This is a genomic window from Brachybacterium halotolerans, from assembly GCF_016623465.1.
Classification (GTDB): domain Bacteria; phylum Actinomycetota; class Actinomycetes; order Actinomycetales; family Dermabacteraceae; genus Brachybacterium; species Brachybacterium halotolerans.
In genome coordinates this window covers 115,820-130,176 of sequence record NZ_JAEDAJ010000003.1, presented here as the reverse complement: position 1 = coordinate 130,176, position 14,357 = coordinate 115,820, and the positions used below count along the sequence as shown (strand labels likewise).

Annotated in this window: 12 protein-coding genes; 4 read left to right on the top strand and 8 right to left on the bottom strand. The window is 73.1% G+C overall.

Going from position 1 to position 14,357, the window contains the following annotated elements; translation table 11 throughout:
• Nucleotides 1-3: 3 nt before the first annotated feature.
• Nucleotides 4-1,401: a class II fumarate hydratase gene (locus I8D64_RS07060; RefSeq protein ID WP_200501823.1), complete on the bottom strand. Its 1,398-nt coding sequence runs from the start codon at nt 1,399-1,401 to the stop codon at nt 4-6.
• Nucleotides 1,402-1,607: 206 nt separating this feature from the next.
• On the bottom strand, nt 1,608-2,549 hold the full coding sequence (locus I8D64_RS07055; protein WP_200501822.1) for a PfkB family carbohydrate kinase: 942 nt from the start codon (nt 2,547-2,549) through the stop codon (nt 1,608-1,610).
• A 54-nt stretch (nt 2,550-2,603) separates the two neighbouring features.
• Here I8D64_RS07055 and I8D64_RS07050 point away from each other — a divergent pair, with 54 nt between their 5' ends.
• Entirely contained in the window at nt 2,604-3,344 is a 741-nt protein-coding gene (locus I8D64_RS07050; protein ID WP_200501821.1) for a DUF4245 family protein, read from the top strand.
• 86 nt (nt 3,345-3,430) lie between these two features.
• On the opposite strand, the gene I8D64_RS07045 is transcribed toward I8D64_RS07050, so the two are convergent.
• Both I8D64_RS07045 and xseA read right to left on the bottom strand, forming a co-directional pair.
• A complete protein-coding gene (locus I8D64_RS07045; RefSeq protein ID WP_200501820.1) occupies nt 3,431-3,748 on the bottom strand; it encodes an exodeoxyribonuclease VII small subunit in 318 nt (105 codons plus the stop codon).
• Nucleotides 3,745-5,133: an exodeoxyribonuclease VII large subunit gene (gene xseA, locus I8D64_RS07040; RefSeq protein WP_200501819.1), complete on the bottom strand. Its 1,389-nt coding sequence runs from the start codon at nt 5,131-5,133 to the stop codon at nt 3,745-3,747. Before xseA ends, I8D64_RS07045 begins: the two co-directional genes overlap by 4 nt.
• A 227-nt stretch (nt 5,134-5,360) precedes the next feature.
• Between xseA and I8D64_RS07035 the strand changes: the two genes are divergently transcribed.
• Both I8D64_RS07035 and I8D64_RS07030 read left to right on the top strand, forming a co-directional pair.
• Nucleotides 5,361-6,944, top strand: coding sequence for an APC family permease (locus I8D64_RS07035; protein WP_200501818.1), 1,584 nt, complete (start codon nt 5,361-5,363; stop codon nt 6,942-6,944).
• On the top strand, nt 6,941-7,858 hold the full coding sequence (locus I8D64_RS07030; protein ID WP_200501817.1) for a universal stress protein: 918 nt from the start codon (nt 6,941-6,943) through the stop codon (nt 7,856-7,858). The genes I8D64_RS07035 and I8D64_RS07030 overlap by 4 nt, the downstream gene beginning before the upstream one ends.
• A gap of 45 nt (nt 7,859-7,903) precedes the next feature.
• Here the strand turns inward: I8D64_RS07030 and I8D64_RS07025 are convergent, their stop codons facing one another.
• From I8D64_RS07025 to I8D64_RS07010, 4 genes are all read right to left on the bottom strand, one after another.
• Nucleotides 7,904-9,685 carry an ABC transporter ATP-binding protein gene (locus I8D64_RS07025; RefSeq protein ID WP_200501816.1) on the bottom strand — a complete coding sequence of 594 codons (1,782 nt, stop codon included), beginning with the start codon at nt 9,683-9,685 and terminating at the stop codon, nt 7,904-7,906.
• Nucleotides 9,678-11,609: an ATP-binding cassette domain-containing protein gene (locus tag I8D64_RS07020; protein WP_200501815.1), complete on the bottom strand. Its 1,932-nt coding sequence runs from the start codon at nt 11,607-11,609 to the stop codon at nt 9,678-9,680. Before I8D64_RS07020 ends, I8D64_RS07025 begins: the two co-directional genes overlap by 8 nt.
• A 50-nt stretch (nt 11,610-11,659) precedes the next feature.
• A complete protein-coding gene (locus I8D64_RS07015) occupies nt 11,660-12,886 on the bottom strand; it encodes a DNA recombination protein RmuC (RefSeq protein WP_200501814.1) in 1,227 nt (408 codons plus the stop codon).
• Nucleotides 12,887-12,947: 61 nt separating this feature from the next.
• Nucleotides 12,948-13,307 (bottom strand): winged helix-turn-helix transcriptional regulator, encoded by a 360-nt coding sequence (locus I8D64_RS07010; protein ID WP_200501813.1) that lies wholly within the window; start codon nt 13,305-13,307, stop codon nt 12,948-12,950.
• Between the two features lie 212 nt (nt 13,308-13,519).
• Here I8D64_RS07010 and I8D64_RS07005 point away from each other — a divergent pair, with 212 nt between their 5' ends.
• Nucleotides 13,520-14,191 (top strand): NAD(P)-dependent oxidoreductase, encoded by a 672-nt coding sequence (locus I8D64_RS07005; RefSeq protein WP_200501812.1) that lies wholly within the window; start codon nt 13,520-13,522, stop codon nt 14,189-14,191.
• The last annotated feature ends 166 nt before the right edge of the window (nt 14,192-14,357 follow it).

The window sequence follows — 14,357 nt, the reverse complement described above, 5'->3', positions numbered from 1 at the left end:
GGATCAGGCCTTCGGGGTCGTCATCGAGAGCACGTCGAGGGCGTCGTCGAGCTGCTGCTCGGTGAGCTCGCCGCGCTCGACGAAGCCGAGGGCGATGGTCGCCTCGCGCACGGGGACCTGCTCCTTCACGGCGTGCTTGGCGATCTTCGCGGCGCTCTCGTAGCCGATCAGCTTGTTCAGCGGGGTGACGATCGAGGGGGATGCCTCGGCGTAGAAGCGGGCCTTCTCCTCGTTCGCGGTGAGCCCGTCGACCGTCTTGTCGGCGAGCACGGTCGAGGCGTTCGCGAGCAGGCGGATCGACTCGAGCAGGCTCGTGCCCATCAGGGGGATCTGCACATTCAGCTCGAAGGAGCCCTGCGCGCCGCCCCAGGCGACGGAGGCGTCGTTGCCGATGACCTTCGCGCACACCTGCAGGACGGCCTCGGGGATCACGGGGTTGACCTTGCCGGGCATGATCGAGGAGCCGGGCTGCAGGTCGGGGATCGCGATCTCCCCGAGGCCCGTGTTCGGGCCCGAGCCCATCCAGCGCAGGTCGTTGCAGATCTTCGTGAGCGAGACGGCGATGGTGCGCAGCGCGCCGGACATCTCGACCAGGCCGTCGCGCGCGGACTGCGCCTCGAAGTGGTCGCGGGCCTCCGTCAGCGGCAGCCCGGTCTGCTCGGCGAGGTTCGCGATGACCTTCTGCGGGAAGCCGGCGGGAGTGTTGATGCCGGTGCCGACGGCGGTGCCGCCCTGGGGGACCTCCGCCGTGCGGGGGAGCGCGGCCTGCACGCGCTCGATGCCGTAGCGGATCTGGGCCGCGTAGCCGCCGAACTCCTGGCCCAGGGTCACCGGGGTGGCGTCCATGAGGTGCGTGCGCCCCGACTTCACGACGCTCTTCCACGCCTCGGCCTTCGCCTCGAGGGAGGCGGCGAGGTGCTCGAGGGCGGGCAGCAGGGTCTTCACGACCGAGCTGGTCACGGCCACGTGCACCGAGGTCGGGAAGACGTCGTTCGAGGACTGGGAGGCGTTGACGTGGTCGTTGGGGTGGACCTTCTGGCCCGACGCCGTCGACGCGATCGTCGCGAGCACCTCGTTCATGTTCATGTTCGAGCTCGTGCCCGAGCCGGTCTGGTACGTGTCGATCGGGAACTGGTCGTCGTGCGAGCCGGCGATCACCTCGTCGGCCGCGGAGATGATGGCGTCCGCGATCGCGGCGTCGAGCACGCCGAGATCCTCGTTCGCGCGGGCCGCGGCCTTCTTCACCTGGGCGAGCGCGTGGATGTGGGCGGGCTCGAGGCCCTGGCCGGAGATCGGGAAGTTCTCGACGGCGCGCTGCGTCTGGGCGCCGTACAGGGCGTCGACCGGGACACGCACCTCACCCATGGTGTCGTGCTCGATGCGGTACTCGGGCTGGGTCATGGAGGAACTCCTTCGTTCGTCGGTGCTGCGAGGGCCGGGCCCCGCGAGGTGATCGATGGTGACCCTCGGACCGTATCCGACCGAGGTGACGGCGCGGTGGCCGATGGGGCGTTCGGGTGACGCGGTGATCAGTGAGATCAGTGGGTGCAGCGCAATCGGTGAGTCCGGCGACCGGCGACCGGCGACGGGCGACCGGCGGCGCGCGGTCAGCGGGGCAGGGGGCTGCCGTCGGTCCGGTCCTCGAGCTCGTCGGCCCAGGGCGGGTTCGCGCCGGGCCGCGAGACGGTGACGGCGGCGAGGGCGGCGGCGTGGCCGAGGACGTCCTGCAGCACCGCGGTGTCGGCCGCGGCCAGGGCCTCTCGCCGACGCGCGCCCAGCAGATCGCGGGATGCGAGGGCGTCGAGGATCCCCGCGGAGTAGGTGTCGCCCGCGCCCACGGTGTCGGCGACGTCGACGCGCACGGGATCCACCGGTATCCGGCCGTCGGGCCCGAAGCCGACCGCTCCGTCCCCGCCGCGGGTCATCGCGACGACGCTGGGGCCGAGCTCGCGCCAGGAGGCGGCGACGTCCTCGACGTCATCGGTGCCGTAGAGCCAGGCGATGTCCTCATCGCTCGACTTCACGATGTCGCAGCGGCCGATGAGCGCCTCGATCAGCGGACGCACCGTCGCGGGCTCGCCCATGAGGTCGGGCCGGATATTCGGGTCGTAGCTGAGCGTCGCGGAGTCGCGGTATGACTCGAGGACGTCCGCGACCACACCGCTGCCCGGGGCGAGCACGGCGGCGATCGACGAGGTGTGGACGGCGTCGAGGCCGGAGGGGAGACCGGAGGGGTCCGGATCCCAGACCAGGTCGAAGGTGTACTGGGCCGCGCCGTCGGCCCCGACCCGCGCCTGCGCGGTCGAGGTGGGGCGATCGTCGATGCTGCCCGGGGTGAGCACGACGCGCGAGGACTCGACGTGCTCGCGGATGTCCCGCCCGCGGGCGTCGTCGCCGATGCGGGTGAGCAGGTGCGAGACGTGCCCGAGCCGGCCCAGCGCGACCGCGACGTTCATGGGCGACCCGCCGGGGTACTCGGCGGGAGGCTCGCCCGGGCGCAGGACGATGTCCGTGAGCGATTCTCCGACGGTGAGAAAAGTGGCCTTCACGGCATAGATCTTGGCATTTTTCGCGGCACGGGGCGAACGCGCGACAATGCGTGCATGCCGACACCGAAGGATCCGAGCGCCCAGGCCTCCGAGCACAGGTCCGAGCCCGTGCCCGAGAGCGCCAAGAGTGCCGAGGGTGTCGAGAGCGCCGAGGGTGTTGGGAAGGACGGTGCCGACGCCACCCCTTCGTCCGCTCCCGCGGCTGCGCCGGCTCCTGCGCCGCGCAAGCGCTCGCCGTACTCGATGAGCAAGGGCGACGCCTCGATGCGCAACATCGCCTGGGCGCTCGGCCTCACGCTCGGCTGCGTGGCCGTGGTCGGCGTGATCTTCTTCGGGGTGGGGCGCAGCGTGGACCGCGAGATCCCCGAGACCTCGCGCCTGGATGTCGGCGCGAGCGCGCAACGTGCCCAGGAGCAGGCGCCGTTCCCCGTCGCGCAGCCCGCGCTCGACAGCAGCTGGACCCCGCGCGCCGCGGACTACACGGCGGGCGATCGGCCGACGTGGGAGCTGCGCTTCACCTCGCCCTCGAACTCGCTGGTCACGATCGTGGAGAGCGAGGAGATGTCCGCGGCGGACCTCTCCTCCCAGCTGCCCGGGGCCGACGCGACCGGCGACGTCACGATCGAGGGCGTGGACTGCCAGCGCGTGAGCGGCGAGGACGAGGAGGACGGCATCACGTGCCAGGGCGACGGCTGGGCCGTCATCGTCCACGGCGCCGCCGATGAGGGCGAGCTCGACACCGCGGCGAAGGCGACCGTGCGCAGCATCGAGGACGGCGGCACTGCGGGGTCCTGAGCGTCGGGTCGTCGCGATGACGTGGCGACGCGGCGACGTCGACGGCGAGGTGCGCCCGCCCACTCAGCGCCGGACGGCCGCCGTGCTCAGCGCCGGGCCTGGACCGCCTCGTCGAGCTTCTGACGGGCCCCGTCGAGCCACTGCTGGCAACGGCGCGCGAGCATCTCGCCGCGCTCCCACAGGGCGATCGACTCCTCGAGCCCTCCCTGCCCGGACTCCAGACGGCGCACCACCTCGACGAGCTGATCGCGGGCGGCCTCGTAGCTGAGGGCGGCGACGTCCTCGGGGAGCTTCTGCGCGGCGTCGGATGCCGGGTCGGCGGCGGGCTCGGTCGCGGGGCTCTCCACGGCGGGAGCGTCCGTCGAAGGATCGTCCGTCGCGGGGTCCTCGGGCGTGGTGCTCATCGGTTCTCCTCGGGGGCATCGGGCTGGTCGGTGGGGCCGGTAAGGCTGGTGGATTCGGTGCGATCGTCGGCCGGGGTCGGGGCTCCGGCTCCAGTTCCGGCGTCCTCGATCGCGTCCATGTCGGGCGGGGTGTAGGGATCGTCCTCGGTGCGCAGTGCGCCGAAACGTCCGCCCGCCACGCGCACGGACAGCGCGGTGTCCACGGGGGCGGACTCGGGGGCGCGCACGATCGTGCCGTCGGCCGTCTGCACCACGGCGTAGCCGCGCTCGAGGGTCGCGAGCGGGCTGAGCGCGCGGACCTGGCGGCCCAGGTGGGCGGTCTCGTCGCGCGCCCGGTCCAGGCGCGAGCCCACGAGGGTGCGGGCGAGCGCGATGCGCGAGCGGATCTCCTCGGCGGGAGCGGTGAGGATGCTCGCCGGGTTCTCGAGCACGGGCCGCGACCGGAAGGCGTCGAGGTTCGCCTGCTCGCGCTCCAGGCGGGTGCGCACCGCCGAGCGCAGACGCGTGCGGCCCAGGTCGAGCTGCTCGAGCTCGGCCTGGATGTCCGGCACCACGCGCTTGGCGGCGTCCGTGGGGGTCGACGCGCGCACGTCGGCCGCGAGATCCACGAGCGGGGTGTCGACCTCGTGGCCGATCGCGGAGACGATCGGGGTGCGGGCGCCCGCGACCAGGCGCACCAGCTTCTCGTCGCTGAAGGGGAGCAGGTCCTCGAGGGAGCCGCCGCCGCGGGAGATGATGATGACGTCGACGTCCTCGAGGGCGTCGAGCTCGGAGAGCGCCGCGGAGACCTCGCGCACCGCCTTCTGCCCCTGCACCGCGACCTCGCGGATGGCGAAGTCGACCGCGGGCCAGCGGCGGCGCGCGTTGACCACGACGTCCTTCTCCGCCGCGGACTCGCGCCCGCAGATCAGGCCGATCGTGCGCGGCAGGAACGGGAGCTGCTGCTTGCGGGAGTCCTCGAACAGACCCTCGGCGGCGAGGGCGCGCTTGAGCTGCTCGAGCTGCGCGAGGAGCTCGCCCAGGCCCACGGGCCGGATCTCGCTCGCCTCGAGCTGGAGGCTCCCGCGCTTGTTCCAGAAGGTGGGCTTCGCGTGCACGACGACGCGCGCCCCCGGCACGAGGTCGACCGTCATCGCCCGCAGCACGTGCTCCCGGATCGGCACCGAGAAGGACATGTCCACCTCGGCGTCGCGCAGGGTCATGAACGCCAGACCGCTGCCCGGGCGGCGGTTCAGCTGCACCATCTGCCCCTCGACCCAGATCGGGGACATCCGCGCGACGTACTCGCCGACCTTCACCGAGAGCTGGCGCAGAGGCCACGGGTTCTCCGGTGTGGTCTCGGCGGCCGTCGGCGCGAGAGGCCGGTGGGGCGGGGTCTCGGTCATGGGTCCACTCTGGCACGCCGCAGGGACGTTCGAGGACCGGGCCGACGGGTGTGGATGAGCGACCTGTGGGGAGGGGCCGCGCCGCGCCGTCGGACACTCCGCGTCCGCGGATGTGATTGACAGCACACGGTTCGGGGTGGAGTGTTGCCCCAGCCCGCACGGCGCCGCGCCCCCGCAGTCCTCTGCGCACCGCGGCGTCGGGCGGCCCGACACGAGGAGGCGGCTGCATGAGCGTGCTGCGACGCAAGAGCATCGAGACGGTCCTTCATCAGGACGACGACGAGGACCACGCGCATCTGAAGAAGGACCTCGGGGTCAAGGACCTCATCGGCTTCGGGATCGGCATCGTGATCGGGACGGGGATCTTCACCCTCACCGGCCTGCAGGCCAAGGAGAACGCGGGACCGGCCGTGATGATCTCCTTCGTGATCGCCGGCGTCGTCGCCCTGCTCGCCGCCCTCTGCTACGCGGAGCTCGCCTCCGCCGTCCCCACCGCGGGCAGCTCCTACACCTACGCCTACTCGACGATCGGGGAGATCTTCGCCTGGATCATCGCGTGGGACCTGATCCTGGAGTTCGCGCTCGGCGCCGCGGTGGTCTCGCGCGGCTGGTCGGGGTATGTGGCGGGCGTCTTCGGACTTCCCTCGAAGTGGTTCGCCGAAGAGGGGTCCGTGGTGAACCTCGGCGCCATCTTCATCGCGGTGCTGCTGGGCGTCGTCGCGATCCGCGGCATCCGCGAGTCGAAGTGGGTGACCAACGGGCTCGTGCTCATCAAGGTGCTGGTGTGCGTGTTCGTCATCGTCGTGGGCGTCTTCTACATCAAGACCGACAACCTGGTGCCCTTCATCCCGCCGGCCCAGCACTCCGAGTCCACCGGTTCCCGCCTCACCTCGCCACTGTGGCAGGCGATCACGGGGATCGAGCCCTCGACCTTCGGGGTGGCGGGAGTGTTCGTCGCCGCGGCCGTCGTGTTCTTCGCCTACTCCGGGTTCGAGGCGGTCGCGAACCTCGGCGAGGAGACCAAGAAGCCGGCCCGGGACATGCCGCTCGGCCTGCTCGGGACTCTCGCCATCTGCACCGTCCTGTACGTCGGCGTGTGCCTCGTGGTCACCGGCATGGTCGAGTACTCCAAGCTCTCCGAGGGCGACGCCGTGGCCGACGTCTTCCACCAGGTCGGCCTGCCCTGGGTGGGCATCCTGGTGGGCATCGCCGCGGTCGCCGGGCTCAGCTCGGTGATCCTCGTGGACATCGTGGCGATGGGCCGGATCGGCTTCGCCCTCGCGCGCGACGGGCTGCTCCCGCCGGTGTTCTCGCGCGTCCACCCGCGCTGGGGGACGCCCGTGCTGATGACGTCCCTCACCGTGGGCGCGGTCGCCCTGCTCGCGGGGTTCATCCCGATCTCCGTGCTCGCCGAGATGGTCAGCATCGGCACCCTGTTCGCCTTCGTGGTCGTCTCGATCGCCGTGGTGGTGCTGCGCCGCACCGATCCGGACATGGAGCGTCCCTTCCGCACGCCGCTCGTGCCCGTCCTGCCGATCGTCAGCGTCCTCGCCTGCGCGGGACTCATGGCGAGCCTCGCCGTGGAGACCTGGCTGCGGTTCCTGGCCTGGCTCGTGATCGGCCTCATCGTCTACGTGGTGTACAGCTACCGGCATTCGCACCTGGGCACGCGCGGGAGCGGACCGGTCCTGACGCCCACGCCCGTTATGGGCGAGCCGGGCGGGCCCGGTGGGGACGAGGCGTCGTCGTCCCGCGGTCGGGCGCCCGATGCGTCCGCGCCCGACGAGGACGGACGGGGAGGCGCGCGATGAGCATCCTCGTCGGCTTCGGACCCGACACCCGCACCGGATCGGGACTGCGCCTGGGAGCCGCGATCGCGCGGTCCCTCGGCGAGGACCTCGTGCTGTGCTGCGTCGTCCACGACTCCTTCGGGTCCCCGTCGCTGCGCGACTTCTCCGGGGTCGACGACGACTGGCGGCGGGAGATCACCGGCCTCGCGCGCGAGGCGCTCGCCGAGGCCCGCTCCCGTCTGCCCGATGACCTCGAGGTCGAGACCGTGATGCGGGTCGGCCGCTCGGTCCCGCAGATCCTCGAGCGCGAGGCCCGCGAGCGCGGGTCACGCATGCTCGTGGTCGGATCGGCCGATGGGGTCGTCGGCCGGATCGGACTCGGCAGCACGAGCGACCGCCTCGTCCACAGCTCACGGGTCCCCGTCGCCCTCGCCCCGCGCGGCTTCGACCCCGGCGACGGCACTCTCTCGCGGATCGTGCTCGCCGTGGATCCGTCGGATGCCGACGCGGCGCTCGTGCCCAGCGTGGTCCGCGTGCTCGAGGCGCTGGGCACCTCGCTCACGGTGGTCACCTTCGCCGTGCGCAGCGGCACCCGGAGCGCGATGACGGCCTTCCAGGAGAGCGGCTTCTACGCGCAGTGGCGGCGCGATGCGGTGCGCACCCAGCGCACGATCCTCGACGAGGTGCGCGCCGCGTGCCCGGAGGTCGAGGCCGACGCGGGCTCCGTGGTCGAGGGGGACCGCTGGTCCGCCGCCGTGGGAGGTCTCGAATGGCGCAGCGGCGACCTGCTCGTCATCGGCTCGAGCTCCCACGCCGGTCTCGCCCGGGTGTTCCTGGGGTCCACGGCCGCGCGGATCCTGCGCCATGCGCCCGTCCCGGTGCTCGTGCTCCCGCGGGGCCGCGGGAAGGCCGCCCGACGGGACGGGGCGCGGTGACGGCCGCGGGACGTCGACGACGGGGACGAAGGGATTGTCTCCTGATCACCGGTACCCGCGGGCCTGCAGCTCGTAGAGCTCCCGGTACCGGCCGCCGCGGGCCATGAGCTCGGCGTGCGTCCCGTGCTCGAGCACTCGGCCGTGATCGAGGACCACCACCAGGTCGGCCGCAGCGACGGTCGAGAAGCGGTGGGTGACCAGCAGCGTCACCCCGCCCGTCGTCCCGGTCCGTCCGGCGGCCTCGGCGTAGCGGGTGAACAGGGCGTCCTCCGTCGCGGGGTCGAGGGTGCTCGTCGGCTCGTCGAGCACCCGCAGCAGCGGAGCCGTGCGCATCATCCCGCGCGCGATCGCCAGACGCTGCCACTGCCCGCCCGAGAGGCCGCTCCCGCCCTCCCAGCTCGTGCCGAGCGGCGTCGCGAGGCCGCGGGGGAGGGCGTGCATGATGTCCTCGGCGGAGGCGTCGGAGATCGCCCGGCGCACCGCCGCGGGATCCTCGGCGCGCGGGAGGTCGCCGACGCCCACCGACTCGAGCGCCGTGTACTCGAGCCGCGCATGGTCCTGGAAGGCGCCCGCGCAGCGCCCGCGCCAGGCGACGGGATCGAGCTGGGGGAGCGGCGCGCCGTCGACCTCGATCCTTCCGGCGTCGAGGTCGTGCATGCCCAGCAGCAGATCGACGAGCGTCGACTTGCCCGCGCCGTTCTCCCCGACCAGGGCCACGGTGGACCCGGCCGGCAGATCCAGGTCGACGTCCTTGATCACCGGTGACCGCCCTCCGGGGCGGGTGAAGGTGACGCCCCGGAGCCGGATCCCGTCCTCGAGGCGCGCGGGCGGAGCGGCCGTGCCGTGGTGGCCGCGGGCATCCTCCTCGACACGGTCGGTGAGCCACAGGTAGCGGTTCACGGTCCGCAGGCTGTTCTGGAGCGTCGTGATGCCCATGCTGATCGAGCGCGCCGCGTTCTGCAGGTTCTCGAGGCTCATCACGGCGATCGTCATCGCGGCGAGCGTGACCGCGCCGGCCAGGGCGTCGTGGGCCATCCACGCGATGACGGCGATCGCGGGCACGTAGAAGGCGAGCGAGGCCAGGAGCGTGAGAGCCGAGACCCGACGGGTGGCGGCGAGCTCGGGCCCGGTCCAGTCACGGGCGGCGGCGCCGATCCGTCGCAGCAGGAAGCCGCGTGCGCCGAAGGCGCGGATCTCGCTCGCGCCGGACCTCTGGGAGGTGAGGTCCATGAGTGCGCTGAGGCGCCGGCTGGGCTCGGCGCTCTGCTCCTCGGCGCGCTTGCGGATGCGGGTGGTGGGGGAGGTGATGAGGATCTGCGGGATGCCCGCGACGGCGACGAGCGCGAGACGCCAATCGGCCCCGATCGCGACGACCAGCGCGGTCGCCGGGGCGATGAACGAGCGCACGGCGTTCATCAGCGAGTTGTACCCCATGCCGACCGCCCCGCCGTGGTCGCGCAGGGCCTGGACGGTGTCCAGGGTCTCCGGGTCCTCGAGGTGGGAGAGGGTGGTCAGCGAGGCGAGGTGCTGCGCCGTGCGGGCCTCGAAGCGGTCGGCCATGGCCTGCAGCAGGCCCACGCGGTAGCGCGTCCCCCAGATCGAGAGCAGCGAGTTCGTGCCGATCACGGCGGCCGCGGCGGCTCCGGCGAGCAGGGCGGTCCGCGCATCGGTCGCGACGACCGCCGCGACGATGATCCCGTAGAGCAGCGGAGTGAGGCCCTCGAGCAGCTTCGCGAAGGTCTCGAGGAACGCGAAGACGCACGCTCGCGGCGAGACCTTCCAGCTCTCGCGCAGCACGAAGAGGATCGGGCGGATCGACTCACGCATCCTCGGCCCCCTTTTGTGCCCCGTCGGCGCTGTCTGCCCCGTCGGCTCCCGCACGGGCGAAGCGTCGCGCCTGCAGCGTGAACATCTCCGCGTAGCGGCCGCCGCGGGCCATCAGCTCCTCGTGCGGACCGTCCTCGACGATGCGCCCGCCCTCGAGGACCACGATCCGCTCGGCGCGGCGCACCGAGGAGAGGCGGTGGGAGACGAGCAGCGTGGTGACGCCGCGGCCGAGCTCCATGAGGTCCTCGAACAGCGCCGCCTCGGCGCGGACGTCGAGGGCCGACGTCGGCTCGTCGAGCACGAGCGCCCGGGCTCCGTCCTCGACGGCCGCGAGCGCGCGGGCGAGGGCGAGCCGCTGCCACTGGCCTCCCGAGAGGTCGGTGCCCCCGGCGAGGCCCGGCGCGAGGGGCGTCTCGAGTCCCGCGTTCTCTCGGCTCAGGCGCTCGAGGACCGCGGCGCCGCCGGCACGCCGGATCAGCTCGTCGACGTCGTCGGGGCCCGCCGGACGACCGAGCATCACGTTGTCGGCGACGCTCAGCGGGAAGCGCGTGAAGTCCTGCAGGATCATCGCGACCCGGGGACGCTGCTCTGGCGCCGGCGCGGCGGGCAGTCCGCCCACCTCCACGTCCCCTGAGGTGGGGCGCTCGAGGCCAGCGATGAGGGACATGAGCGTGGACTTGCCCGCTCCGTTCGCGCCGACGACGCCGAGGGTCTGTCCGGCGGGGATCGTCAGGTCGAGGTGCTCGAGCACGGGCCGTTCGTGCTGGGGGTAATGGAAGGTGACGTCACGCAGGCGGACGGCGGCGCTGTGCGGTTCGACGGCGGCATCCGGGCGGCGGCCGGGGCTTCGGCCGCGGCCGCTGTCGGTGCCGCGCCGGGACTCCTGATCCGTGTCCGGCGCGAGCTCCCGCTCGAGGGCGTCGATCTCACGGTGCGTGTGGCCCGCCTGCAGGAACAGCGTCTGCGGGTCGCCGATCGGCCCGAAGCTGTCGAGCACGGCGGCGGCCGCGGCGAAGACCGCGGCCAGGCGTCCCGCGTCGAGGTGCCCGGCCAGGGCGTCGTGGACCAGGAGCAGGGAGACGCCGACGAGCACGAGCGCCGAGCAGAGCGCGACCGCGTCGGCCGATCGCGTCCGCGGCACGTCGGCCGTGAAGAGGGCTTCGCCGCGATCGTGACCCGCCAGGCGCGGGCGCAGCCAGGGGAGCAGTCCGAAGAGGCGCACCTCCCGTGCGGTGCGCTCGCCGGAGGCGACCTGGAAGGCGTACCGGGTGCGGCGCTGCGCGGTCGAGAGCGCGCTGCCGGAGATCGTGTCCAGGAGGCTCGCGAGGTACTGCACCCACACGCGGGAGACGAGGCGCGCGACCACGAGCAGCACGAGCGCGACGAGCGGGTTCCAGCTCGCGAGGATCGCGAGCGGCGCGAGGCCCGTGAGGCGCGCGGTGACGACGGCCTGGGCGTTGGCAGTCGAGGACAGCATGCGCCAGTCCCGGATCTTCTCCAGCAGGTCGGCAGCGCGGCCCGAGGCCGACGTGCCGTCGAGATGAGCGACGCCCTCGGGACTCAGGAGGATCCGGGCCAGGTGCAGGCTGCGCTGCTCGCGCACTCGGGCATCCAGGCCCGCGGTGAGCACGTCGGAGAGCGACCCGATGACGGGTGTCGCGATCAGGCTCGCGCCGAGCACGAGGACGCCGCGCACGAGTCGCCCGTCGGCCGTCGAGCGCTGGACGGCGGCGGCGAGACCGCCGACCACGTCGCCGAGGCCCAGGATGGTGCCGCCGCTCGCCGCCATCGAGGCCAGGGCCAGGACCACGAGGCCGACGGCCCGGACGGGCGACGCGGAGACGATGAAGCGCAGCAGGCCCAGCCGCGCCGCGAGATCCCCGCGCAGCGTGGGCGCGCCGGTGCGCGCTGTGCTCGGGGACATGCGCTCACTCTGGCACGGGGACGCGCGCCGGCGACACGGAATTCGAGGACTCAGCCCGCCGCGCGGGAGCCGGCGTCCCCGGTGCTCTCGGCGCGTCCGATCGCGTCCCCGCGAGCGAGGTCGGCGATCTGCTCCTCGTCGAGGCTGCGCGCGCGGCGGGTGAGCTGCTCGACGTCCTCGACCTTCTTCGAGGTGAGCTCCATGTCCTCGAAGCGCCGGGCGGTGACCATCACCCGGGACTGCAGGGAGCCGACGGCGTCGTTGTAGGCGGCGACCGAGGAGTCCAGCGAGCGCCCCACCTTGCCGAGGTGACCGGCGAGCGTGCCCAGCCGGTGGTGCAGCTCGCGGCCCGCGTCGAGCACCTGGCGGGCGTCGCGGTTCAGGGAGTCGGTGCGCCAGGTGTGGGCGACCGTGCGCAGGAGCGCGACGAGGGTCGCGGGGGAGGCGACGACGACGTCTCGGGAGAACGCGTGCTCGAGCAGCTCGGGATCGGATTCGAGGGCGGCGGCGAGCACGCCGTCGCTGGGCACGAACATCACCGTGAACTCGGGGGTGTCGCCGAGCGCGGCCCAGTACGCCTTCGAGCCCAGGCGGTCCGCATGGCCGCGCATCGCCTTGGCGTGAGCGGCGCGCCGGGTGCGCGCGCGATCGGGGTCCGGCTCCTCGACCGCGTCGAGGTAGGCGTCCATCGGCGCCTTGGCGTCGACGACGACGCTGCGCCCGCCGCTCAGGCGCACCACCATGTCGGGGCGCTGACCCGCCTCGCCGCTCGCCCCGCGGCCGGAGTGCTGTTCGCTGAAGTCGACGTGCTCGAGCATGCCCGCCGCCTCGACGATGCGGCGCAGCTGCACCTCGCCCCAGCGTCCCCGGGAGGTGGGCGCGCGCAGGGCGGCGGTCAGGGCGTGGGTCCCCCGATCCAGGTCGCGGGTGCGCTCGCCGAGCTCTTCGAGATGCGCGCGCAGCGCGCCGTCGGAGCGGGCGCGGGCGCTCTCGCTGCGCTCGACGTGCTGCTCGAGCTGCGTGAGCGCGTGGGTGATGGGCGCGAGCGTGCTGCGCAGCTCGGCGTCGCGCTGGGCGGCCTGGGCCTCGCGGCGCTCCGTGTCGCGCTCGAGCTGCAGCCGGACCGGATCGATCGCGGGGGCTCCCTGTGCATCGAGGCGCCCGGCATCGGTGCGGGAGGCGCCTCGCGCGCGCGGATCGCGCATGACGAGGTAGGTGCCCAGCGCGCCGAGGGCGACGCCGACCAGGAGGACGAGGATCACGGTGAGGGTGTCCATGGGCTCAGCACACCACAGGGGAGGGACATCCGAGCGGATGCGGAGTCCTGAACGGGCGCGGTCAGCCCAGGGCGGCGGCGCGTGCGGTGGCGACCTCGTCCATGTGGTCGACGGCCCAGGCGCGGAGGATCTCGAGCGGTTCGAGGAGGGTGCGGCCCAGCGCGGAGAGCTCGTACTCGACGTGCGGCGGCACCTCGGGATACACGGTGCGGACGACGAGCCCGTCGGCCTCGAGGGAGCGCAGGGTCTGGGTGAGCATCTTCTGGCTGATCCCGTCGATGAGCCGCGAGATCTGCGAGAAGCGCAGGGGGCCGTCCTCGAGGGTGCCGATGATCAGCACCGTCCAGCGGTCGCCGATGCGGTCCAGCAGCTGGCGGGACGGGCAGACGCGGTACGGGTCGTAGAGGGCGGGGGCGGACATGGCGGTTCCTCTCGAGGGGCGGCTGTGGGTGGGGCGGGGCAGCGGCACGGGGCGGGTGACGGCCGACAGACGGTTACTGCAAGGTGCCTACTTCCCAAAGGATACCGAGTTACCTACAGTGAGCGTCGTGGGTGCGGCGCACGTCGCACCGGCCCGGCGGATCCGTCGGGCATCAGATCGACCCGGGCGCCGAGCGCCCCGAAGGAGACACCATGACCAGCACCTCGACCGGCTCCTCCCGCATCGTCGTCCTCGGCGGCACCGGCTACGCCGGCTCGCTGATCGTCGAGGAGGCCGCGCGCCGCGGCCACGACGTCGTCGCCGTCAGCCGCACGGCTCCGCAGAGCCTTCCCGCCGGCGCATCGCACCGCGCGGGGGACGTGCGCGATGCGGGGTTCCTCGCCGACGTCCTCGACGGGGCCGACGTGGTCATCGCCACGAGCTCCCCGCGCGGTGAGCTCGCCGAGCCCGGCGTGCTGCGCGGCGCCTACGCCGAGCTCGCCCGCATCGCGGAGAGCAAGAGCGTGCGCCTGGGCGTGATCGGCGGCGCCGGCTCCCTGCACGTGAGCGAGGGAGGTCCGCTGCTCGTGGACACCCCCGATTTCCCGGACGCGTTCCTCACCGAGGCCCGTGAGCTGGGCGGCGTCCTGGAGGACCTGCGAGGCGACACGGGCGAGCTCGACTGGTTCTTCCTGAGCCCTGCGGCGGGCTTCGGCGGATACGCGCCGGGGGAGCGCACTGGCTCCTACCGCGTGGGCGGCGACGTGCTCGTCTCCGACGAGAAGGGCGAGTCCTTCATCTCCGGCGCCGATCTCGCGATCGCCGTCGTCGACGAGATCGAGGAGCCCGCGCACCGCAACGCGCGCTTCACCGTCGCGTACTGACCCGCCGGTCCCGCGGACGGCCGGGCTGACCGAGTGTCGCGGCAGGCGGCCCGACGGGTGGTCCGCGGCCGGCCCGGCAGAACAGATGAGCGTGGCGCACCGGATCCGATGGGTCCGGTGCGCCCCCCGCCGGTGTGGGGGGGGCGGGGGGGCGGCCGGCGCGACC